The sequence below is a fragment of the Polyangium spumosum genome (genome assembly GCF_009649845.1).
Classification (GTDB): domain Bacteria; phylum Myxococcota_A; class Polyangia; order Polyangiales; family Polyangiaceae; genus Polyangium; species Polyangium spumosum.
Map to the genome: position 1 here is coordinate 114,470 of NZ_WJIE01000017.1, position 21,063 is coordinate 135,532.

Annotated in this window: 20 protein-coding genes; 7 read left to right on the forward strand and 13 right to left on the reverse strand. The window is 68.5% G+C overall.

The genetic code is table 11. The features are described from left to right. Positions 1 to 69: 69 nt before the first annotated feature. Positions 70 to 1,104 (reverse strand): formylglycine-generating enzyme family protein, encoded by a 1,035-nt coding sequence (locus tag GF068_RS36760; RefSeq protein ID WP_170319889.1) that lies wholly within the window; start codon positions 1,102 to 1,104, stop codon positions 70 to 72. A 37-nt stretch (positions 1,105 to 1,141) separates the two neighbouring features. Between GF068_RS36760 and sucC the strand changes: the two genes are divergently transcribed. From sucC to GF068_RS36775, 3 genes are all read left to right on the forward strand, one after another. Further along, positions 1,142 to 2,335 (forward strand): ADP-forming succinate--CoA ligase subunit beta, encoded by a 1,194-nt coding sequence (gene sucC / locus GF068_RS36765; RefSeq protein WP_153824219.1) that lies wholly within the window; start codon positions 1,142 to 1,144, stop codon positions 2,333 to 2,335. 40 nt (positions 2,336 to 2,375) lie between these two features. Then, positions 2,376 to 3,248 (forward strand): succinate--CoA ligase subunit alpha, encoded by an 873-nt coding sequence (sucD, locus tag GF068_RS36770; RefSeq protein ID WP_153824220.1) that lies wholly within the window; start codon positions 2,376 to 2,378, stop codon positions 3,246 to 3,248. A 108-nt stretch (positions 3,249 to 3,356) separates the two neighbouring features. Then, complete coding sequence (locus GF068_RS36775) at positions 3,357 to 3,977, forward strand: DUF4360 domain-containing protein (protein ID WP_153824221.1); 621 nt, start codon at positions 3,357 to 3,359, stop codon at positions 3,975 to 3,977. Between the two features lie 6 nt (positions 3,978 to 3,983). On the opposite strand, the gene GF068_RS36780 is transcribed toward GF068_RS36775, so the two are convergent. Continuing rightward, the gene (locus GF068_RS36780) at positions 3,984 to 4,688 is read right to left on the reverse strand and encodes a protein phosphatase 2C domain-containing protein (protein ID WP_153824222.1); all 705 of its coding nucleotides are present in this window, start codon (positions 4,686 to 4,688) and stop codon (positions 3,984 to 3,986) included. Positions 4,689 to 4,739: 51 nt separating this feature from the next. Continuing rightward, positions 4,740 to 5,714, reverse strand: coding sequence for a prolyl aminopeptidase (gene pip / locus GF068_RS36785; protein WP_153824223.1), 975 nt, complete (start codon positions 5,712 to 5,714; stop codon positions 4,740 to 4,742). 340 nt (positions 5,715 to 6,054) lie between these two features. On the opposite strand from pip, the gene GF068_RS36790 reads away from it, so the two are divergent. Next, complete coding sequence (locus GF068_RS36790; RefSeq protein WP_153824224.1) at positions 6,055 to 6,516, forward strand: hypothetical protein; 462 nt, start codon at positions 6,055 to 6,057, stop codon at positions 6,514 to 6,516. 96 nt (positions 6,517 to 6,612) lie between these two features. On the opposite strand, the gene GF068_RS36795 is transcribed toward GF068_RS36790, so the two are convergent. Both GF068_RS36795 and fumC read right to left on the reverse strand, forming a co-directional pair. Then, the gene (locus GF068_RS36795; protein WP_153824225.1) at positions 6,613 to 7,302 is read right to left on the reverse strand and encodes an ROK family protein; all 690 of its coding nucleotides are present in this window, start codon (positions 7,300 to 7,302) and stop codon (positions 6,613 to 6,615) included. A gap of 32 nt (positions 7,303 to 7,334) precedes the next feature. Then, complete coding sequence (gene fumC / locus GF068_RS36800) at positions 7,335 to 8,732, reverse strand: class II fumarate hydratase (RefSeq protein WP_153824226.1); 1,398 nt, start codon at positions 8,730 to 8,732, stop codon at positions 7,335 to 7,337. A gap of 101 nt (positions 8,733 to 8,833) precedes the next feature. On the opposite strand from fumC, the gene GF068_RS36805 reads away from it, so the two are divergent. Further along, positions 8,834 to 9,829 carry a fatty acid desaturase family protein gene (locus GF068_RS36805; protein ID WP_240807955.1) on the forward strand — a complete coding sequence of 332 codons (996 nt, stop codon included), beginning with the start codon at positions 8,834 to 8,836 and terminating at the stop codon, positions 9,827 to 9,829. A 7-nt stretch (positions 9,830 to 9,836) separates the two neighbouring features. Here GF068_RS36805 and GF068_RS36810 read toward each other — a convergent pair whose 3' ends face one another. The 3 genes from GF068_RS36810 to GF068_RS36820 form a co-directional block, all read right to left on the reverse strand. Beyond that, on the reverse strand, positions 9,837 to 10,226 hold the full coding sequence (locus GF068_RS36810) for a hypothetical protein (protein ID WP_153824228.1): 390 nt from the start codon (positions 10,224 to 10,226) through the stop codon (positions 9,837 to 9,839). 65 nt (positions 10,227 to 10,291) lie between these two features. Further along, positions 10,292 to 10,918, reverse strand: a complete 627-nt coding sequence (locus tag GF068_RS36815; RefSeq protein WP_153824229.1) for a hypothetical protein — start codon at positions 10,916 to 10,918, stop codon at positions 10,292 to 10,294. 286 nt (positions 10,919 to 11,204) lie between these two features. Beyond that, positions 11,205 to 11,792: a hypothetical protein gene (locus GF068_RS36820; RefSeq protein WP_153824230.1), complete on the reverse strand. Its 588-nt coding sequence runs from the start codon at positions 11,790 to 11,792 to the stop codon at positions 11,205 to 11,207. A gap of 344 nt (positions 11,793 to 12,136) precedes the next feature. Here GF068_RS36820 and GF068_RS36825 point away from each other — a divergent pair, with 344 nt between their 5' ends. Continuing rightward, positions 12,137 to 13,018, forward strand: coding sequence for an RpnC/YadD family protein (locus GF068_RS36825; protein WP_153824231.1), 882 nt, complete (start codon positions 12,137 to 12,139; stop codon positions 13,016 to 13,018). Positions 13,019 to 13,035: 17 nt separating this feature from the next. Here the strand turns inward: GF068_RS36825 and GF068_RS36830 are convergent, their stop codons facing one another. From GF068_RS36830 to GF068_RS36845, 4 genes are all read right to left on the reverse strand, one after another. Next, entirely contained in the window at positions 13,036 to 14,040 is a 1,005-nt protein-coding gene (locus GF068_RS36830; RefSeq protein ID WP_153824232.1) for a formylglycine-generating enzyme family protein, read from the reverse strand. Then, positions 14,037 to 15,932 carry a M20/M25/M40 family metallo-hydrolase gene (locus GF068_RS36835; protein ID WP_338046727.1) on the reverse strand — a complete coding sequence of 632 codons (1,896 nt, stop codon included), beginning with the start codon at positions 15,930 to 15,932 and terminating at the stop codon, positions 14,037 to 14,039. The genes GF068_RS36830 and GF068_RS36835 overlap by 4 nt, the downstream gene beginning before the upstream one ends. Before the next feature lie 33 nt (positions 15,933 to 15,965). Continuing rightward, complete coding sequence (locus GF068_RS36840; RefSeq protein WP_206079630.1) at positions 15,966 to 16,379, reverse strand: hypothetical protein; 414 nt, start codon at positions 16,377 to 16,379, stop codon at positions 15,966 to 15,968. 69 nt (positions 16,380 to 16,448) lie between these two features. Beyond that, entirely contained in the window at positions 16,449 to 17,642 is a 1,194-nt protein-coding gene (locus GF068_RS36845; RefSeq protein WP_153824233.1) for a mechanosensitive ion channel family protein, read from the reverse strand. A gap of 47 nt (positions 17,643 to 17,689) precedes the next feature. Between GF068_RS36845 and GF068_RS36850 the strand changes: the two genes are divergently transcribed. Further along, positions 17,690 to 18,577: an alpha/beta fold hydrolase gene (locus tag GF068_RS36850; protein ID WP_153824234.1), complete on the forward strand. Its 888-nt coding sequence runs from the start codon at positions 17,690 to 17,692 to the stop codon at positions 18,575 to 18,577. A 48-nt stretch (positions 18,578 to 18,625) separates the two neighbouring features. Here the strand turns inward: GF068_RS36850 and GF068_RS36855 are convergent, their stop codons facing one another. Continuing rightward, complete coding sequence (locus GF068_RS36855; protein ID WP_153824235.1) at positions 18,626 to 21,055, reverse strand: S8 family serine peptidase; 2,430 nt, start codon at positions 21,053 to 21,055, stop codon at positions 18,626 to 18,628. Positions 21,056 to 21,063 lie beyond the last annotated feature (8 nt).

Consider the following 21,063-nt stretch of genomic DNA (forward strand, 5'->3'; position numbering starts at 1 on the left):
TACGGCGGTTCGGCGCGCCGATGGAAGAGCCGATGCGGCGCGTGATCGTGCTCGGCTCCGGGGCAAACCTCAGTTCTTGGGCGGGGAGGGCTGGTGCGGCGCGCGGGTCTTCGGCGTCCATCCCTTCGAGAGGGGCCCGTGTTTTTTGGGGGTGGGCTGGGGCGGCGGGCGCCAGAGGGTCGGGTCGGCGTCGGCTTCGGGGTCGGGTTCGGCGTCGGCGCAGCAGCGGAAGGAGACGAAGTAATACGTGAACTCGGGCTCGTGGCTCACGGTCATCGGCCGGCAGGCGTTGCGCACGTGCCCCCAGGCGCCGCCTTTCAGCCCTGCCCATTTCGACTTTTCGTATTTCTTCTCCGCGTTGACCCACTCGTCCACGTTTCCGGTTTGGTCGTGGACGCCGAAGCCGCTCACGCAGCCGGGCATCTCGCCGCTCGACACGCTCTGGTCGAGCCGGAAGAGCTCTTGATCCTGGATCCAGGCCTCGCGTGAATAGATGTTCTTGAGGACGGGCTGCAGCCAGGGGTTGTCGATGTTGCAAGCTTTCGGGTCGCGCTTGTATCCGTGAGGGAACGGCGTCTTGTTTGGCCCTTCGCAGGCCGCGACCCACTCGCTCTCCCAGCAGAGGCGCTTTCCTTGCTCCTGGCACATGGCCAGCGAGTCGTACCAGTCGACCATGACCGGCGGGTGCGCGCCCTCTTTGTTCGGGTACTCGTATCTGTCGATGCAGTATCGCTGCCGCCGGAGCTTGGTCTTGCACGCCTGCGCCTTCTCGGCGAACTCGTGGCAGATGACGATCTTGTTCGGCTTGTTGTGCTCTCGCTTCAGGCACTCGAGCTCGACGTCGGGGCAATACGTCGTGTCGACGTAGACCATGTCCTCGGGGCAAGGCGACTTCGTTTCGGGCTCGCTCGCCGGCGCGGGCGTCGCGACCGCGCTCGCGCTCGCCTCGGTTTTCGCCGCGGGGACGAGCTCCGCCCGAGGGGCGCTCGCCGTCTGGCTCGGCACGGCCGTCGCGTGCGCCGGCACCTCCGTCGGACCGCCGCAGCTCGCTGCCGTGAGGGCCATCACGGCAGCGGCGATCAACCTGCTCAATTTCGATCCCATGCTGGACTCATGCGTGTGATACCTTGCCCGCCCTCTCATGAAAATCCACGAGTATCAAGCCAAGCAAATCTTCGCACGCTACGGGATCCCCGTGCCGAAGGGTGAGCCTGCCTTCTCCGTGGCGGAGGCGGAGGCCGCTGCGAAGCGCCTGATCGAGGCGACCGGGATCCCGGTCGTCGTCGTGAAGGCCCAGATCCACGCCGGAGGCCGCGGCAAGGGCGGCGGCGTGAAGGTCGCCAAGGGTGGCGTCCCCGAGGCGCGCGCGCTCGCCGAGAAGATCCTCGGCATGCAGCTCGTCACGGTGCAGACGGGCCCCGAGGGGCAGAAGGTCCGCAGGCTCTACATCGAGCAGGGCCTCGACATCGAGCGCGAGATCTACCTCGCGTTCACGCTCGACCGCGATCGCCGCCGCATCGCCGTGATGGCGTCGAGCGAGGGCGGCATGGACATCGAGCAGGTCGCCCACGACACGCCCGAGAAGATCCACACCCTGCACGTCGACCCGGTGATCGGCCTCGCCCCCTACCAGGCCCGCAAGCTCGCGTTCGCGCTCGGGCTCGGGGCGAAGGAGCAGATGCGGCAGTTCCTCAAGCTGATGGACAGCCTCTACCGCTGCTTCCTCGCCGAGGACTGCACGCTCGTCGAGATCAACCCGCTCGTCGTCACGAAGAAGGGCGACATCGTCGCGCTCGACGGCAAGATCAACTTCGACGACAACGCCGAGATCCGCCACCCCGAGTGGGCGGATCTGCGCGACCCGGACGAGGAGGATCCGGTCGAGGCCGAGGCGAAGAAGGTGGGCATCTCGTACGTCTCGCTCGACGGCGACATCGGCTGCCTCGTGAACGGCGCGGGCCTCGCGATGGGCACGATGGACATCATCCTGCACTACGGCGGCCAGCCCGCGAACTTCCTCGACGTCGGCGGCGGCGCCACGCAGGAGCAGGTGAAGAAGGCGTTCCAGATGATCCTGCGCTCCGAGAAGGTGAAGGGCATCTTCGTCAACATCTTCGGCGGCATCATGCGCTGCGACGTGGTCGCGGCCGGTGTCGTCGCCGCGACGAAGGAGCTCGGCCTGAAGGTGCCGCTCGTGGTGCGGCTCGAGGGCACGAACGTCGAGGCGGGCCGCAAGATCCTCGACGAGAGCGGCCTGACCATCCAGAGCGCCTCGTCCATGGCCGACGGAGCGCAAAAGATCGTCGCCGCGGTGAAGCAGGGCGCCGCGGCCTGATGCCGGGGATGATTTTCGTCACCAGAAGGAACCAGTTGCGATGAGCATTCTCGTCAACAAGGACACGCGGGTCGTCATCCAGGGCATCACCGGGGAGTACGGCTCGCAGCACGCCCGCGCCTGCATCGCGTACGGCACGAAGGTCGTCGCCGGCGTGACGCCCGGCCGCGGCGGCCAGCGCTTCGAGGACAAGGTCCCGATGTTCAACACGGTCGAGGAAGCCGTGAAGAACGAGGGCGCGGACGTCTCCTGTATCTTCGTCCCGCCCGCGGGCGCGGCCGACGCGATCGTCGAGGCCGCGGACGCCGGCTGCCGCCTCGTCATTTGCATCACCGAGGGTGTCCCGGTGCTCGATATGGTGAAGGTCCGGCGCTACCTCGAAGGCAAGGCGACGCGGCTCGTCGGGCCGAACTGCCCCGGCGTGATCACCCCCGGCCAGTGCAAGATCGGCATCATGCCCGGGCACATCCACAAGCCGGGCCATATCGGCGTGCTCTCCCGCTCGGGCACGCTGACGTACGAGGCCGTCGGTCAGCTCACGGCGCTCGGCATTGGCCAGTCGTCGTGCGTCGGGATCGGCGGCGATCCCGTCGCGGGGATGGACTTCGTCGACGTCCTCGAGCTCTTCAACCAGGATCCGGACACGCACGGCGTGATCATGATCGGCGAGATCGGCGGCGGCGCGGAGGAGCGCGCCGCGGCGTGGATCAAGGCGAACATGAAGAAGCCCGTCGCGGCGCTCATCGCGGGCCGCGCCGCGCCTCCGGGCAAGCGCATGGGCCATGCGGGCGCGATCATCTCCGGCGGCAAGGGCACGGCGGCCGCGAAGATCGAGGCGCTCGAGGACGCCGGCGTCAAGGTCGCGCAGACGCCCGCCCACATGGGCGAGACGCTCGCGAGCCTGCTCAAGTAATCGATCGCGGAGGCCTTTTTCCAGGGCCTCCGCGCCTTCCATCCCATCTCTGGGCCCGCTTGCCGGGCAGACACGGCCGCCGCATGGTCCCCCCGGGAGGACACGACCATGAGGCACGTCGCGCTCTCTTTCCTCACCTTCTTCGCCACGATCGCCACCTTCTCCATCGAAGCGCGGGCCGAGGCGCCGGAGACCTTCTCGATCCGGGACCTCAAATATTCGGGCCCCGGCTGCCCCGACGGATCCGTCGCCTGGCTCGCCTCGCAGGACCACGAGGCCTTCACGGTCCTCTTCGCCCACCTCTACGCCGAGGTCGGCCCCGGCGTGAATCGCGGGAACGGAAGGACCCGCTGCAACCTCAACATCCTCTTCGATTTCCCGCCTGGCTGGTCCTTCTCGATCGAGGGCGGCGACGTGCGCGGGTACGCCTTCCTCGAGGCGGGCCTCAGCGGCGTCATCCGCTCGACCTATTCGTTCCCCGGTTTGTCCCGGGAGGAGCGCGCCTTCGAGCTCTTCTTCCAGGGCGAGATGGACGAGAACTACGAAAAACGCGACGTCGTCACGCCAAGCCGCCCCGTCCCCTGCACCGGGCGGCGGAACCTGCACATCAAGACGGAGACGCAGATCGACGACAAACGCGCCCGCGGCAGGAGCGGCCTGCTCACCGTCGACAGCGTGGACGGCGTGGTCCGACAAACCTACCGATTGCGCTGGACCCGGTGCCGCTGAATGACGTCACGGAAACCGGCTCCGCCGCCTGCGCGAAGGCACGCCCGAGCTCCGCTTCGGGCCTCCGGCGACGACCCGCCGCGGCACTTTCGAGATACGCTTCCGCACCGCCGGGTTTGGCGGCAAAAACGAGATCGCCACCGCGGCGACGTCCGCCCCCTCCGCGCCCTGACGCGCCTCCGTGAGGCCTCCGCCGAGGAAGCGGCTCACGAGGCCCTCCACCGCCTCCGCCCCGCCCGGCGAGAGCAGGCCGTCCGTGAACAACAAAAGGTGCCGCACGCCCGCGAGCTTGCGCTCTCCGGCGCGCACGTGCGCCTCGGCGGACGGCTCGCCGGAGAGCACGTGCTCGTCCTCCGGCGCGAGGCGCTCGAACGAGCCGTCCGCGCGGACCACCACGACCTGGCTCTTGCCGACCATCACCCACTCGAACGAGTCCTTCGCCACGCGCACCACGGCCGCTGCGCTGCCCGCGAGCGCCCCGCCCTCGGCCCGCGCCTCGCCGATGCGCCGGTTCGCCTCCTGGCAGAGCTCCAGCAGCGACGCGAGCGTCCGCTCCCCGAACACCTCGCTGGCGATCGTCGCGCTCCGCCCCCCGTCGAACACGCCGTAGACGTGCCCCGACACGAGCAGCACGTCCTCGTTCGACGCCAAAGCCTCGTGCAGCGTCTCGACCGTCATGGCCAGCGCTCTCCGGGGGGGCTTTCGCGTCATGTCCCTACCATCCAACCAGGCCCGCGGAGCTCCGTCAATCGCCGGCCACGCTCACTTCTTGCTGCGAAACGCGTCCGTCGCCGTGATGAGCTCGTGGATCATACCCGGCTCGAAGGCCGAGTGCCCCGCGTCGGGCACGATCCGCAGGTTTGCCTCGGGGAAGGCGCGGTGCAGGTCCCAGGCGCTCTTCGCGGGGCAAACCACGTCGTAGCGCCCCTGCACGATGACCGTGGGGATGTGGCGGATCTTGCCCACGTCCGTGAGGAGCTGGCCGTCGTGCTCGAAGAACCCGCCGTTCACGAAGTAATGGCACTCGATGCGGGCGAACGCGTCGGCGAACGTGTCGCCCGCGCAGCGCGTGATGTAGTCCTGGTTCTGCAGGAGAAAACTCGTGCTGCCCTCCCACACGCTCCACGCGCGCGCCGCGGCTTGCCGCACGGCCGGATCGTCGCTCGTGAGGCGCCGGTAATAGGCTCGCACGAGGTCGCCCCGCTCCGCCTCGGGGATCGCGGCGAGGTAAACCTCCCAGGCGTCGGGGAACACCGCGCTCGTGCCCTCCTGGTAAAACCAGTCGATCTCCCACTTGCGCAGGAGGAAAATGCCCCGGAGCACGAGCTCGCTGACGCGGTCCGGGTGCTTCTCGGCGTACGCGAGCGCGAGCGTCGAGCCCCACGAGCCGCCAAAGACCTGCCACCGCTCGATCCCGAGGTGCTCGCGCAGCCGCTCGATGTCCGAGACGAGGTGCCAGGTGGTGTTGTCCACGAGCGAGGCGTGGGGCGTGCTCTTGCCGCAGCCGCGCTGATCGAAGAGGACGATACGATAATGGGCGGGATCGAAGAAGCGCCGCTGCTTCCCGTCGCTGCCTCCGCCGGGCCCGCCGTGCAGGAAGACCACGGGTTTTCCGTGGGGATTGCCGGACTCCTCGAAAGAAAGCTCGTGCACGTCGGAGACGCGCAGGCGCCCTGTGCGATAGGGCTCGATTTCGGGGTACAAGGTCCTGCGTGTAGGAAAAGGTCCGGCTGCCATGGGCGCGCGAGCTTGCCAGACGAGCCCACGCCTGTCCATCGCTCGCTCGGCGGCTCCCCGTGGTCCAGCCGAGCGCGCCCCCCGCGTCATGCCGCCGCGTGTCACGTCGGAGCGACACAAGCAGCCGCCTGGGGAGCGGCCGTAAGGAGGTCGGGCCCCTCCTATGGCGAGCGGTTCGGTACGCAACCGCGCGCTGGAAAATGAGGCCAGCGTGAGCAGATCCTCTTTTCAATGTCGCTGGCACTCGCTATATTCGTGTTTGCCATTGGATTCGGGGGCGGATGTCCGCCCCCCACGGTCACCGGCGCGCGCTCGGCGTGCGTCCATGGAGGAGCGTGCGATGGGAGCTTCCACGAAAATGCTGGGCGTCGTCGCGCTGGCGGTCGCGCTCGGCGCGCCAGCGTCGGCCTGGGCGCAGGCGCCCCTGGCCCCGCTGACCACGCCCGCGGCCGTGCCCTGGCAGCCTGGCCAGGCCATCACGCCGGCCACGCCGTTCGGGGATGGGTACCGCCGGGTCCTCTCGGATTTGTCCGAGGCATTCGAGGCATTCGCCGACCTCACCCGTTATGGCGCCCCGCGCGCCATCACGCCCGCCGTGCCGCAGACCGTCCCCTCGCAGTTCTGGGGCGCGGACACGCGCACGTTCATCCCCCAGAGCCCGGAGCAGCCCACCATTTACGTCGGGCCTGCGCGGGCCCAGTTGATCCCCATCGAGACCGCCACGACGGTGGTCGCCGAGTCGCGCGGCATGCAGGGCGTGCTCGTGGGCTTCCAGCTCGAGCTGCCCTGGATGATCCCGTAGCGGCCCCTGTCGGGCCGCCCAGAGTTTCCCGCCGCCGGGCGCGCGTGGTGGTCCCCCTGGCCACGCGTGCCCGGTATTTTTTTGGCGGTCGGCTCGTCAGGCCGACCAGAGCCGCACGCCGCCGCGCATACACGCCACGTTGTCGACGAGGACCACGTCGCTCGGCAGCCCCTCGGCCTCCACGTGCCGCGCGTTGCCGCCGCCGAGGTAGAGCTTGTGATGGTTGAAGATGGGCGCGATCTGGGCGACCGTCTCCCGGACGCGCTCGTTCCATCGGCGCTTGCCGAGCCTCTTCCGCGCCTCGTTGCAGACCCGCTCCTCGTACGTCTTGCGCCGGCGGAACGGGTGATGCGCGAGCTCGATGTTCGGCACGTAAAACCCGTCCACGTACAGCGCGAAGCCCATCCCCGTGCCCAGCGTGATCAGGATCTCGGTCCCGCGGCCCTCGATGACCCCGAACCCTTGCAGCCCCGCGTCGTTGATCACCCGGACCGGCCGCCCCATGCGCCCCTCGGCCTCCTGCGCGAGCGGATAACCGGCCCAGGCCTCGTGCAGGTTCGGCGCCGTGCGGGTCGCCCCTTCGGTCACCACCCCGGGAAAACCGATGGATACCCGATCGAATTCGCCGAGGCCCCCGACGACCTTGGTGATCGCCCCGAGCACCGCCTCGGGATCGGCCGGCTGGGGCGTGCGGACGCGGGCGCGCTCGGTGAGCGCGTTTCCCTCGGCGTCGAGGACCATTCCCTTGATGCCCGTCCCTCCGATGTCGATGCAGAGCGTGCGCATGGCTGCATCGTCCCAGAGCCCGCTCGCCGTGGCTAGATCGATTTGTTCGGCCCGATCATGAGCTCTGGCCGCACGATCGTGTCGAACTCCTCCCCCGTGAGCAGCCCGAGCCCGAGCGTCGCCTCGCGTAACGTCGTCCCCTCGGCGTGCGCCTTCTTCGCGATACGCGCCGCCGCGTCGTAGCCGAGCCGCGGCGCGAGCGCGGTCACGAGCATGAGGCTCTTCGTGAGGTTCTCGGCGATCCTCGTGTGGTTCGGCTCGATCCCGCGGGCGCAATGCTCCTCGAACGAGGCCATCACGTCGCCGAGCAGCCGGATCGACTGGAGCGTCGCGTGGAGCAGCAGCGGCTTCATCACGTTCAGCTCGAAGTTCCCGCCCGCGCCGGCGATCCCCACGGCGACGTCGTTGCCTTGTACCATCGCCGCGACCATGATCACGGCCTCGCTCTGCGTCGGGTTCACCTTGCCCGGCATGATCGAGCTGCCGGGCTCGTTCTCGGGGATCGTGATCTCGCCGAGCCCTGCGCGTGGCCCGCTCGACAGCCACCGCACGTCGTTGGCGATCTTCGTCAAGCTCGCGGCGAGCGTCTTCAGCGCGCCGTGGGCGAACACGACGGCCTCGTGCCCGGCGAGCGCCTGGAACTTGTTCGGCGCGGGCACGAACGGCAGCCCCGCGAGCTGCGCGATCGTCGCCACCGCGCGTGCTGAAAAATCCGGGTGCGTGTTCAGCCCCGTGCCGACGGCGGTCCCGCCGAGCGCGAGTTCGTAGAGCGGCGGCAGCGCCCGCTCGATCATCCCCTTTGCTTGATCGAGCTGCGCGACCCAGCCCGAGATCTCCTGCCCCAGCGTCAGCGGCGTCGCGTCTTGCAGGTGCGTCCGGCCGATCTTCACGACCTCCGCGCACGCCTCGGCTCTTCGTGCCAGCGTCTCGCGCAACGTGGCGAGCTTCGGCAGGAGCGTGGCCGAAATTTCGGAGGCGATCGCCACGTGCATCGCGGTCGGGAAGACGTCGTTCGAGCTCTGGCCGAGGTTGACGTGATCGTTCGGGTGGATGGGCTTCTTCGAGCCCATGACGCCGCCGCTCGCCTCGATGGCGCGGTTCGCGATCACCTCGTTCGTGTTCATGTTCGTCTGGGTGCCGCTGCCGGTTTGCCAGATCGAGAGCGGGAAGTGCGCGTCGAGCTTCCCCTCGATCACCTCCTCGGCGGCGGCGACGATCCGCGCCGCCTCCTCGCGCCCGAGCAGCCCGAGCGCGGCGTTCGTGAGCGCGGCGGCCTTCTTGACGAGGCCGAGGGCGCGGAGGAGCGGGCGCGGGAAGCGCTCGGCGCCGATCGCGAAGTGATGCAGCGAGCGTTCGGTCTGGGCGCCCCAGTAGCGGGAGGCCTCGACCTCGATGCTTCCGAACGTGTCGGTCTCGATACGCGTCGTCATGACGCAGGCTTAGCAGCGTCCGCGCTTGTCATCCGTCCGGATCTTTGCCACCTTCCGCCCCCGACGATTCTTACGTGGAGCGAGCGATGGCCGGACAGGGCATGGATGCGGTACCCCGGGAGATCTTGCGCGCGGCCTACGAGCGCAAGCCAATTTACTTGCTCAAGATCCCGCTGCATTACGGCCTCTGGGCGGGCCTGACGTGGGTCCTCTACGCGACGCAACATCACCCCTTCGCGATGCCGATCGGCGTCGCCGTCTCGTTCACGATCGCGAACCTGATCCGCGGGCTCGGGGCGGCGGGGCACGACGCCGTGCACGGCAACCTCTCGCGCTCGAAGACGGTCTCGTACCTGCTCGCGCTCCTGTGCTGGTCGCCCTCGGGCTTCCCGGTGACGCTCTACGCGAACTACCACCTGCACCATCACAAGATCACGAACACGTACCCCGACGTCGACAACGTCGTGGTCACCGATTACACGAAAAACCCCACGCTGGCGAAGCTCTTCCTCTTCTGCGTCTACACGTTCGCCTACCCGATGTATTTCCTCGGGCAGATGATGAAGTTCTACATGAAGCGCCTGACGCTGGCGCAGCAGGTGAGGACGCACCTGGAGACGCTCGGCTACTTCTCGCTCGTGGGCCTGGCCGCCTGGAAGATGCCGTTCCAGGTCTGGGTCTTCTGCTTCCTGCTCCCCTTCGTCTTCGGGGCGATCCTGGCCAGCGTGACGTCGATGATCGAGCATTTCGAGATGCCGGCGACCGACGACGACGCCTACAGCTCACGCACGTACGGGACGAGGAGCCATTTCCTCAATTTCTTGTGGAACAACGTCACGTACCACAACGAGCACCACAAGTACCCGGGGATCCCGTTCTACAACCTGAAGAGCTTCCACCACGCCGCGTATCCCTATTACGACGATCGCGTGAAGTCCGAATGTTACGGCTCGGTCCTCGGCCCGACGTTCATGCTCTGGGGCCGGATCGTGAAGCTCGACGTGGAGAAGCTCGAGGCGAAGTACGAGGGCCTCGACAAGCAAAAAGAGCGCGAGAAGATGCTCGCGGTGCAGGGCATTCAGCCCGGCGCGGCCTGATCCTCTTTCAAGGCCCGCCCGGCACGCAGATCGCCGTCGGCCCGCCCGCCCCCAGGCACGAGAACCCCGGATTACAATCCTGCGCCGAGCCGCAAGGCATCGCGCACCTTCCGACCTGCGCATTGCAGCGATGGCCGCCGCACACGATCGCGGTGGCCTCGGTGCAGAGGGGCGAGAGCGGGCTCGGCGGAGGCGTCTGCGGGGCGACCTGCGCGCCCGCGGGCTGGCCTACGGGCGTGGTGCCGTACGTCGCCTGCTGCCCTGCGACGGGCGCTTGTCCTGGCGCGGGCCCGTACGCGTTGCCGCCCTCGACCGTCGGGGGTGAACCGTCCGCCTGGCTCCCGCCGCAGGCCGCGACGAAGAGCAACCCCAGAACCCCGCGATGTCCTCGGCCCATACCCGCAGCGTAGCGGAGACGAGGGCGGCGGAAAACACGTTCGAGAGGCGGGGGTGTGCTTCCGTCTACGCCTCCCCCGCCTCCTTCTCGGCCGTCCCCGGCGAAGCCCGGAGGTGGATCCTCCGGTACTGCTTCGACCCTGGCCCATACGCGTTCCGGACGACCCGCTTGAAGGCGAGGTACTTCTCGTACGTGGGCCCGTAGGCCTGGGCGCGTGCTGTCTGCGCCTTCGAGAGCGCCTTGTTCGCGACAATGGACTCCGTGATCTCCTTGACGGCCTTGGGCGCCTTCTGGCCGAACTCGCCATCGAGGAGCGCGTCCGCCCACGCTTTGCCCACGTGATCGTCGATGAGATCGACGAGCCTCTCGATCGCCTTGAGCTGGTCCGTGTCGGTCGGCTGCGATTTCAGGGTATCGGGCAGCTTCGTGTCCGGCAGGACGGCGAGCAGCGCGGAGCGGGCGACGCGATAAGGACCATCCAGGCTGGCGAGCGCATCGAGCGCCTCCCGGTTCTCCTTGGCAAACGCCGTCATCGCATTCGCGACGGCTTGCTCGGTGGCGAGGTACGCGGTCGCGGGTTCGGCGAGCGTCTCGTTGAAGACCGCGACGACGACGGGGTTGGCGTCGGGCTCATGGGCAATTTCGATGGAGCGGGCGACGACACGCGCGAAGCGCTCGTAATCAATGGACACGGAGAACCTCCTACGTCTGGGGTGGCAGTCAACGAGGCGACCTTACAACCGGGCGAGCCGGACGTGCAAGGGCGACGTGCGCGCGAAGGTTGGGAGGCGAACGGCGAAGCCTCGGCAGGCGGCGGCGAAGGTCGGGGACGTCGGCGCGAAGGTCGGCCAGGGCGCGGCGAAGCTCGGAGACCGAGCCGCGAAGGTCGGCCAGGCGCCAGGGAAGGAAGCTAAGTTACCGGCGGAGCTTCTTCACGGACCGGCGAAGCTCGGTCACGGACCGGCGAAGCAACGGGAGTTACAGATCGCACCCCTCGGCCCCGGCGGTGCAGTAGACGCTCCACCACGGGTTGCAATCGTCGCTGTCTTCGTGATCGCCGACGCTCATGTCGAGGAGGGCCTTCGCCGTGGTCGAGCCGTCGCCGTACCGCATATGCATGTGCTTGACCGCGCCGTCGCCGTGAGGAGGCCGGAGGATGACGTGCGTGAACGCGTCGCACGCGGCGTCCCCCGCGGATCGCTCGAACACGAGCCACACGGACGACGGGGACTCCGGGAAGTAATGGGGATCCGGCTCGAATCCCTTGTATTCGTAGGTGCACCCCTCGGCGAGGGGCATCGTGCCCTCGGCGTCCTGGTAAAACGACATGCGCTCCTGCTTGTCGAAGACGACGCGCCCCGGGTTCCGGGGGTCGTTCGCGCATTCCACGGCCAGGGGGTCGCTCGTATACGCCCCGTCGACGCCGAGATACGGAACGCCCTTGTTGGGCTCCTCGGCGACCGGCGGCGTGGACGCCGGCGGCTCGTCACCACCTCCACAACCTGCGAGAGACAAAGCAAGGGCGAACGAGCCGATCACGGCTCCACGAAGTGATCGAATGGTCATGAACGATGGTCCTTCCACGGGCGTCAAGGCCCGGACAGGTCTGCATCGTGGCACGACTTGTCGCCATCGTGCTACAAAACGGCGAAGCCTCGACCGGTCACGGGCCGGCGAAGCTCGGCTACGGCCCTCGGACGACGGGGCGCGTGTGTCGACGTGGCCTTTCATTTCACGAATTCGACATGTCGGTGGTGCTTTTTTGACAAACGTTTTTCTTGACTGCGCCCCCGCGACAAACGTATGCATCGCGTCGCCGCTCCTGGAAGGAGGTTCGATGACCGATTCCGTGGAAGAACAAGACAGCGTCGACCTGATCCTCCGCCACGTCTCGCACCGGTTTCCCGAGGATGGCCCGCGGCTTGCTCGGCGTGGAGGGCCCGCTTTCGGCGACCGTGCTCGAGACGCAGGTCGCCTCGCGCCATCGCGAGCTCGACCGCACGCTCGACGTGCAGGTGAAGGGCGAACGAAGGTTGATCCACCTCGAATGGCAGGGCGACATGCCGGCCAACATGCCGTTCCGGAGCTACGAGTACCAAACGCTGATGGCGCTCGCGGTGGCGGCCGAGAAACGAGCGGGCTCGCAGCTCGTGCCGCCCATCGAGAGCGTGGTCGTGCTCCTGGGGGGTCGGGCCGAGCCCTGGCCGACGCATGGCTCGTACCGCCTCTCGCCCCCGGACACACCATTCTCCGGGGTGCATTTTCGTATCGAGCCGGTGTATCAGCGGACCGTCGCCGAGCTCGCGGCGCGCGGACCGTTCTGGCTCATCTTCACGCCGCTCGCGGCGGATGCGGACGAGCCCCACATTCGCCGGGTCGTGGACGAGCTCCGGGCTCGTGTATCGTCCGAGGCGTTCGAGGAGCTCGGCGTGGCGATGGCGGTCCTCGCGGAAGCCGATCAGCGAGGCCGAGGACTCCGAAGTGTGATAAGAACTTTGTTGCCCAGGGAGCTGGTCATGAACAACTGGATATTCAGGGAAGGGTTGGAAGAGGGACGGCAGAAGGGACGCGAGGAAGGACGCGAGCAAGGCCTCGAGCAAGGCCTCCAGCAGGGCCTCGCCCCGCTCGCCCATCTGTTCGAACGCCGCCTCCGCCGCCCCCTCACGCCGCACGAACGTGCCACGCTGGCCGAGCGGCTCCACCAGCAAGGCGCCGAGCGGCTCGGCGACGTCGTCCTCGACCTATCCCCCGAGGACCTCGCCACCTGGCTCGCCGCGACGAACGGGCACTGAAGCCCGCTCCCCCCGCCTCACGTCCCCTCCGCCTCCTTGCAGCAGCGGAACCCCTCCTCGTAGCCGTAATCGTCTTCCTTGTGGAACCCCACCGTCGGCCGGCACCGGTTTCGCACCGGGCCCCACCAGCCGCCCTTCAGGCCGCTCCGGTTCGGGTATTTCTGCTTCGGCCGCACCACCCATTCGTTGATGTTGCCGTTCAGATCGTAGACCCCGAACGGCGACACGCAGCGCGGCATCGAGCCCGCCGGCAAGCGCTGGTCGAGCCGCTCGAGCTCCGCCTTGCACGCCGGGCGCTTCATGCATCGCTCGTACTTGACGAGCGACTTTTCACGCTTGCGATAAGGTTTGTCGATGTTGCACACCGCCGGGTCACGCACGTAGCCGTACGTGTACGGGAGCATCGCCTCGCCCTCGCAGGCGAAATTGAACTCGGCCTCCGTGCAGAGCCGCTTTCCCTTCGCCTCGCAGAGCTTCTGCGCGTCGCCCCACGAGACCAGGAGCGCCGGGACCTCGCCCTTCTGGTTCGGCCATTCATATCGGTCCATGCAGAACCGCATCGGCGTGCGCTTCTTCGAAAGGCACACCGAGGGCTCCTCGTACCGCAGACAGCGATCACTCACCGTGCTCGCGCCGGCCCCCTCTTTTTTCTTCCGCGCCTGGTCCTTCTCGTACTCCTCGTGGAACTCGAGGCACTTCTGCTGCACGAGCGGGCAATACTCGCCGGCCACGAGCAGCATGTCCCCCGGACAACCCTCGCTCGTCCCAGGCAACGCCGCAGCCGCGTCCGCGACAGCGTCGGCATCCGCATCCGCAGCCGCATCCGCAGCCGCGTCCGCCATCGCCGCGTCGAACTCCGCCGCCGCCTCGGCAGCTTCGGCGGCCGCGTCGGATGGCGCCGCGTCGGGCCCGGGAGGCGTCGACTGGTTCGAGCAGGCCGGCGCCGTCGCAGAGCCGGCGAGCAGGGCGCAAAACACGAGGCCGAGGCCCAGCCTCGACGGGCTCTCGATTCGCTCGCTCATCGGCCCGGGGCGGGGATGAGCTTCAACGCCACGCGCTTGCCGTCGCGCTCGACCTCGACCGTGATCTCGCGCCCCGGCTCGAGATCGCCGAGCGCGAAGACGTAGTCGTGCACGTTCGTGATCTCGTGCTTGTCGAGCTTCACGATGATGTCGCCCGCTCGCATGCCCGCGCGCGCCGCCGGCGCGTCCGGACGCACGCCCGTGAGCTTCACGCCCTTGCCCTGCCACGCATAGTCCGGGATCGAGCCGAGCGCGACGCGGAAACCACGCGCGCCCGCGCCGGCCTTGTGCGGATCCTTCTCCGCCTTCGCCTCGACGAACACGAGCCGCTCCGGCCGATCCGCCAGGGCCTTCGTCAGCCGCGCGGCGAGCGTCGCGGTGAGGTCGATGCCGCCCACGTCGACCTTGTCCGCCGTGTCGCTCGGCTTGTGGTAGTCGTCGTGCACGCCCGTGAACAGGAACGCCACGGGCACACGCGCCGCCGTGAACGCGGCGTGATCACTCGCGCCGAAGCCCTCCGCGCCGAGCTTCAGCGAGAGCTCGAGCCCCGCGTTCGCCGCCTTGACGAGCTCCGGCCACGCCGCCGCCGTCCCCGTACCGTCGACGACCAGCGTCCGATCACGCATCCGACCGACCATGTCCGCGTTGATCATCGCCGTCACCGCGCCCATCGGCACGGGCGGGTGCTCCACCCAGTGCCGCGAGCCGAGCGTGCCGAGCTCCTCGGCCCCGAACGCGATGAACACGATGCTGCGCGAAGACCGCTCGGTGAGCTTCGAGAAGCGCCGCGCCACGTCGAGCAGGAGCGCCGTCCCCGAGGCGTTGTCGTCCGCGCCGTGGTGGATCTCGCGCGAGCCCGGCGCGCGCGAGTGCGACGTGCCGCCCTTGCCCAGGTGATCGTAGTGCGCGCCGATCACCACGTACTCCTCGGCCGTCTTCGATCCTGCGCGGGCCGGCAGACGCGCCACCACGTTCCACGCGTCCGCGTGTGTCGGCTCGATCCGCGTCGCCACCGTCACCTCCGCGCCGGCGAGCGCCTTCGGCTTCGTCGCGGCCTTCGGCGCGCTCACCGCCGCGTCGTCCCACTTGATCGCCGGGAACAACGCCTTCGCCGCGCTCCGCTTGATCACCACGGCCGGGATGCCCATCCCGCTCGCGTTCTCCGGCGCCGCGGGCAGCTCCTCGCCGTCCGTCACCACGATCGCCGCGACGGCCTTGTGCTCGCGCGCCGTGCGCAGCTTGTAGCGCACGCTCTTGAAGTCGCGCAGCGCCTCGGCGTTCTTGCCGCCCGACGCGGGCTTCGGCGCGCCGTCGAGGATCAGCGCCACCTTCCCTTCGATGTCCTTGCCGGCGTAGTCGTCCCACGACGCCGCGAGCGCCGTCACGCCGTGCCCCACGAACACGACCTCGCCCTTCGCCTCGCCCGTCTGCGCGCCCTCGGCCGTGATCATGTCGGCCGGCGCGGGTGACTTCGAGGCCTTCTGCCCCTTCTTCGCGAGCGCGAGCGAAGGCGCTTCCACCTTCGCGCCGACGCGCGCGGAGAACTTCTGCTTGAAGCTCCTCGTGTTTCCTTCCGCGTCTCCGAACGGCTCGAGCCCGAGCTCGCGGAAGCGCTTCTCCACGTGCTCGGCCGCGAGCTTCGACCCCGCGTCGCCCGTGCCTCGACCCGCGAACTCGTCCGACGCGAGTTGCTTGACGTCCGCTGCGATCCGCTGCGGATCCCCCGTCTCGATCGGGTTCTCCTGGATCGGCGCCGGAGAAGCGGAGAGCTCCGGCGGGACGGGCGGCGGCGGAGTGACGGGCTCGGCGGCGGGGCCGCAAGCGACGAGCAGGGCGAGGATCGACGCGGAGATCGCGAGGCGCCCGCGCAGGCGCGAGAGGGTCGGCTTCACAGCCACGCCTCTACCACGAACTCGCCCGCGTGATCACCAGGGTGATGTCTTCTGGGCCGTTCGTACGAGCTCGACGGCGCGGCGGCCGATGTACTCCTCCACGTCGGCGGGCGCGATGTGCCGGTCCTTGGCGAAGTCGAACTCGCGCGGCTTGCCGTCGCCGAAGGTCACGCGCACGACGGCCGCGTCCCGGGCGAGCTCCACGCGCAGGCTGAAATCGCCGAGCGTGAGCTTGTAGTCGTCCGCCTGCTCCGCGAGCGTCGGCGGTTGCCCCTTGTCGCGTAGCCGATCGCGGGTGAAGCGCAGCGCCTCGGCGCCCAGCGAGAGCGCAGTTTCGGCCGTGTGGAGCGCCTCTTGCACCCGCTTCCGATGCCGTTCCTGCTCCTCCGCGTCGCGCTCCGCCTTGGTCTTCGCTGCCTCGATGAGCTCGTCTCGCCAGCTTGCCACGGGGCCTCCTCCTCTGGACTCTCTTCTACTTTTGTCTCGTATCCTTCAGAACGGTCGCGCTGTAAAGCCTCACGACCGCCGTGGCGCTCCGACCGCGCCCGGCTGCACGGGGGACGGATGGGACGACACGTGGATCGTCTGCGTCGGAAACGCGAAGGAAGCGCCGTTTTTCTCGACGATCTCCATCAACCCGAGCAGCGTCTCCTCCCGCCACGTGAGGAACTCCGTCCACTCGCGCGTCTCGACCCACGCCATCACCTCGATCGTCAGCGTCGAGTCGCCGAGGCCAACGAAGTTCACGTGGATCGCGTCGGGGTAGATGGAGGGCCGCTCGGCGAGGAAGCCCCGCATCTCCTCGACGATCTGCCGCACCACCGCGGGGCTCGTCGAATACGCGAGGCCGAACTTCTGGTAGAGCCGCAGCCTGTCGCGGACGCTGTAGTTCTCGATCCGCATCTCCGAGAGCCGCCCGTTCGGCATGGTCACGAGCGTCCGGTCGAGCGTGCGGAAGCGCGTCGAGCGCAGGCCCACCTGCTCCACCGTGCCCACGAGGTCGTCGACCTTGACGAAATCTCCGATGTGCAGCGGCCGGTCCACGCCGATCGTGAACGAGCCGAAGAGGTTCTCGAGCGTCTTCTGGCTCGCGAGCGCGACCGCGATGCCGCCGATCCCGAGGCCCGCGATGATGCCCGAGACCTTCAGCCCGAGCTGACCGAGCACCACGATGAACCCGAAGATCACGAGCAGGACCTTCGCCGCCTTCGTGGTGATCGCGACGAGCGACAGCGCTCCGCCACGATCCTTCGCGTCGCCCGCCTTCGCGATGCGCCGGCCCACGCGATCGGCGAGCACGTCGAGCAGGCCAAAGAGCCCCCACAGGAGGCTCATGACGAGCAACGCGTCGACGCCGCGGCCGACCACCTCGCTCGCCGCGCGGCGGAGCGCGATCGCCGGCTCGACCGACCAGAACGCCGTCGTCCCGAGGAAAAGCGTCGCGGGGCCACGCAGCGCGACGAGCAGCTCGTCGTCCCAGGTCGTCGCCGTGCGCCGCGCGATCGGCGAGGCGAGGCGCACGAAGATCGCAGAGAGCAGCGCCCCGGTCAGCATCGACAACCCGAACGCGACCGGCAACGCGACCCACTGCCAGGCGGCCACGCCGTAGACCGACTTCGTGTAGGCCCAGGTCGGGAGGTTGCGGATCACCCACCCCGGCGTGACGCCGGGCTGCGCGGCGAACAGGGCGATGGGCGGTTCGTCCAGCATGGCGCGCAACTGTAGCGGACGTTTCGGCGCGTGGTAGCCTTGTGACCATGATCGCAATCGGGCCCGTCACAGCTCGGACCGACGACGGCTGGCTCTTGCGCGGCGAGGTGCTCGCCGAAGGCCCTCGGCCTGTGGTGGCGCTCTTGCTGCACGCGATGATGGCCAGCCGCAGGAGCATGGACAAACCACGCGGCGCGGGCCTCGGCGCGGCGCTCGCGCGGGCCGGGCTCTCGGTGGTCTCGCTCGATCTGCGCGGCCACGGCGAGAGCGGCCCGTCGGCGCGGGACGGCGCGCGGTACACGTACGACGATTGCGTGCTCCACGACGTCCCGACGGCGGTCGCGCTCGCCCGTTCTCTGTTCCCGGGCAAACGGGTGATCGTCGTCGGTCACAGCCTCGGCGCGCACGCGGCGCTGGCCTCGGCGGGCGTTTTTCCGGACAGGGCGCCCGACGCGGTCGCCTCGATCGCGGGGAATTTCTGGTTCCCTTCGGACGAACCGAGCCTGACGCGCCGCGCGGCGAAGGCGGCCACGCTCCGGACCTGGCTCGGCGTGGCAGAGGCCGTTGGATACTTTGACCCCAAACCACTCGGCCTGGGCTCGGACGCCGTGGCGCTCCCGTACATCCGCCAGTTCTGGAAGGTGTGGTCCTCGGATCGGTACGGGAGCGTCGACGATCGGTACGATTACGCCGAGGCGCTCACGCGCGTCACCCTCCCGGTCTTCGCGGTGGCGAGCGAGGGCGACAAGCTGCTCGCGCACCCGGAATCCGTCGCGTGTTTCTTCGCGCGGATCGGCAGCCCGCAGAAGAGGCTGCGGATCGTGACGAACGCCGAGCACGGAGGGCGGGCGCCGGATCACATGGGGCTCGTGACGGATGCGCGATCGGGTTCGATCTGGCGAGAAATCGCGGAATGGGCGGCCGGGATCGGCTGAGCCTTCAGGCAGGGGGAAACGAGCGCCCGGGGAGGGGCGCTCGCTGGCTCAGGGCGCCGTCCCGCAGGCGATGCCGGAGACGCTGCGTCCGCAGAGGTCCGCCTTGCCGTCGCCGTTCAGATCCGGGTAGCGGATCGTCCCGTAGTGCGAGGCCATGCCCGCCCAGCCGCTCGCGTCGCTGAAGCTCGGCTCCCACATCGTCGCGGGGGCGAAGGACGTGCCCGTCGACAATCCACAGACGACGCCCGCGGTCGCGCGCCCACAGACGTCAGCCTTCCCGTCGCCGTTCAGGTCGGCGAAGCTGATCGTCCCCCAGTGCGAAGGCACGCCCGCCCAGCCGGCCGCGTCGGAGAAGTTCGGCTCCCACGTCTCCGGTGGTCCGAACGAGGTTCCCGTCGACAGCTCGCAGACGATTCCGTTCACCGCGCGACCGCAGACGTCCATCTTCTTGTCGCCGTTGATGTCGGCGTATTGAATGGTCTGCCAGTAGGCGGGGCTGTCATCCCAGGGCCCGTCGTTCGTGAAGTAGCCCTCCCACAGCTTCATGTCGACGAACCCCGTGCCGTTCGACAGAGCGCAATGAATGCCTGCCGGGTGACGGCCGCAAACGTCGGCCCTCCCGTCGCCGTTCACGTCCGGGAAGCGAATGGTCCCCCAGAGATTGTCGGCCACGGCGAAGCCATTGGGATCGGAGAAGAACGTATCCCATGTCACCGGCGCCCCGAAGGACGTACCCGTCGACAGCTCGCAGACGATTCCGTTCGCCGCGCGACCGCAGACGTCGGCCATGCCGTCGCCGTTCAGATCGGGGTACTGGATCGTGCCCCAGTACGCCGGAGCGTCGTCCCAGACGCTGGAGTCGGCGTAATAGGTGTCCCATTGCTTCAGGTCGAACGCCGCGCCGACGGACAGGCCGCACAAGATGCCGCTCGGGCTGCGCCAGCAGACGTCGGCCCTCTTGTCCCCGTTGAGGTCCGGGTGCCGTATCGTCGCCACGACGTTGGGGACGGCCCAGTATTGGTCCGGGAATGGCACGCTGACGGCCACCTGTTCCAGGAAGCTGCCCGATCCGTCGCTCGTCAGGCAGTCGATGTCAGCGCCGATGAGCATGCAAAGGTCGTCGAGGCCATCGCCATTCGCGTCCGCGTAACGGATGCTCTGCCAGAGCCAATCGGGAGGGTTGCCCACCGCATGGTTGGCCCAGATCTTCGTATCCTGAAACCCGGTCTTCGGCTCCATGAAGCGCGAATAAAGCAGCTTGTTCGTCGAGCCCATGGGATCCTTCACCAGATCCGTCGTCGCGCCGCCGAGCAGCGCCGCGTTCACCTCGGCCTGCGTGGCCGCGGGGTTCTGCGCCATGTAAAGGGCCACCACGCCCGCGACGAAGGGCGCCGCCTGGGAGGTGCCGCTGCCGGTAGCGACGGTCGTATCCGACGTCTTCGAGGCGGAGTCGATGTCGACGCCGGGCGCGAAGATGTCCACGCACGAGCCCCAGTTCGAGAAGGGCGCGCGGCTATCCGTGTCGTCCGTGGCGCCGACCGTGATCACCTCGGGGATCCGCGCCGGGCTGAGCAGGCAAGCGTCCTTGTTGGAGTTGCCCGCCGCGACCACGTACACGAATCCCTGCTTCATCGAGAATCGGATCGCGTCGTCCACCATGCTGTTCGCAGGGCCGGCGAGGCTCATGTTCACCACCGCGGGCTTCTTGCCCCCCGCCGTGATCGCGTCGATGCCCTTCATCACGTAACCGGCGCTGCTCGAGCCACTGCAGCCGAAGGTGCGCACCGAGACCACGTTCGCGCCCTTGGCGACCCCGTACGTCTTGCCCGCGACGATGCCGGCGACATGCGTGCCGTGCCCCTGGCAATCCGTCTCCTCGAACCCGTCCGCGACCGAAGACATGCCGAAGATCGCGCGGTCCCCGAACTCCTCGTGTGTCCTGCGAATGCCCGTGTCGATGACGTAGACGTAGACGCCCGCGCCGTTGCCTGCATTGTAGATGAAGTTCTTGTCGAGCGTGGGCGTCGTCTGGTCGATGCGGTCGAGGCCCCACGGGGCATCACCCTGCACCTCGCTGAGCTCGTACACGCAGTCCTGCATGATCCCCTTGACGCGCGGATCCTTCGCGATGGCGAGGGCCTTCTCGTCGTCGAGGCCGTTCGCCATGAAGCCCGTCATGACGCCATTGTAGGTCTCGAGCAGCTTGCCACCCTGCGCGGCGGCGAGCGCCTCGGCCACCGTCTGGACCATGTCCGGCGTCACCGCCGCGCCGTCGAGCGCGAAGATGTATTGACCCTCGATGGCATTTTCTGGTTTCTCGATCTGAATGCCCGGCCCGCCGCCGCTGCCGCCGCTGCCGCCGCTGCCGCCGCTGCCGCCGCCGCCGGTCGGAGGCGGGTTCTGGTTGCCGCCGTCACTGCAAGCCGTGAGAAGGAAGAGGCCCGTGAGGAAGATTGCGGATGCTCGTCGAACGCTCATGCGATTCG

What these genes read in the sequence shown, in the direction of transcription:
- GF068_RS36825 (WP_153824231.1), top strand. Translation starts at nt 12,137, where the DNA reads ATGGCCCGCGGCTTGCTCGGCGTGGAGGGCCCGCTTTCGGCGACCGTG.
- GF068_RS36855 (WP_153824235.1), bottom strand. Translation starts at nt 21,055, where the DNA reads ATGAGCGTTCGACGAGCATCCGCAATCTTCCTCACGGGCCTCTTCCTT.
- GF068_RS36780 (WP_153824222.1), bottom strand. Translation starts at nt 4,688, where the DNA reads ATGACGCGAAAGCCCCCCCGGAGAGCGCTGGCCATGACGGTCGAGACG.
- GF068_RS36805 (WP_240807955.1), top strand. Translation starts at nt 8,834, where the DNA reads ATGGATGCGGTACCCCGGGAGATCTTGCGCGCGGCCTACGAGCGCAAG.
- sucC (WP_153824219.1), top strand. Translation starts at nt 1,142, where the DNA reads ATGAAAATCCACGAGTATCAAGCCAAGCAAATCTTCGCACGCTACGGG.
- GF068_RS36810 (WP_153824228.1), bottom strand. Translation starts at nt 10,226, where the DNA reads ATGGGCCGAGGACATCGCGGGGTTCTGGGGTTGCTCTTCGTCGCGGCC.
- GF068_RS36845 (WP_153824233.1), bottom strand. Translation starts at nt 17,642, where the DNA reads ATGCTGGACGAACCGCCCATCGCCCTGTTCGCCGCGCAGCCCGGCGTC.
- GF068_RS36820 (WP_153824230.1), bottom strand. Translation starts at nt 11,792, where the DNA reads ATGACCATTCGATCACTTCGTGGAGCCGTGATCGGCTCGTTCGCCCTT.
- fumC (WP_153824226.1), bottom strand. Translation starts at nt 8,732, where the DNA reads ATGACGACGCGTATCGAGACCGACACGTTCGGAAGCATCGAGGTCGAG.
- GF068_RS36760 (WP_170319889.1), bottom strand. Translation starts at nt 1,104, where the DNA reads ATGGGATCGAAATTGAGCAGGTTGATCGCCGCTGCCGTGATGGCCCTC.
- GF068_RS36830 (WP_153824232.1), bottom strand. Translation starts at nt 14,040, where the DNA reads ATGAGCGAGCGAATCGAGAGCCCGTCGAGGCTGGGCCTCGGCCTCGTG.
- GF068_RS36775 (WP_153824221.1), top strand. Translation starts at nt 3,357, where the DNA reads ATGAGGCACGTCGCGCTCTCTTTCCTCACCTTCTTCGCCACGATCGCC.
- GF068_RS36795 (WP_153824225.1), bottom strand. Translation starts at nt 7,302, where the DNA reads ATGCGCACGCTCTGCATCGACATCGGAGGGACGGGCATCAAGGGAATG.
- GF068_RS36790 (WP_153824224.1), top strand. Translation starts at nt 6,055, where the DNA reads ATGGGAGCTTCCACGAAAATGCTGGGCGTCGTCGCGCTGGCGGTCGCG.
- GF068_RS36850 (WP_153824234.1), top strand. Translation starts at nt 17,690, where the DNA reads ATGATCGCAATCGGGCCCGTCACAGCTCGGACCGACGACGGCTGGCTC.
- sucD (WP_153824220.1), top strand. Translation starts at nt 2,376, where the DNA reads ATGAGCATTCTCGTCAACAAGGACACGCGGGTCGTCATCCAGGGCATC.
- pip (WP_153824223.1), bottom strand. Translation starts at nt 5,714, where the DNA reads ATGGCAGCCGGACCTTTTCCTACACGCAGGACCTTGTACCCCGAAATC.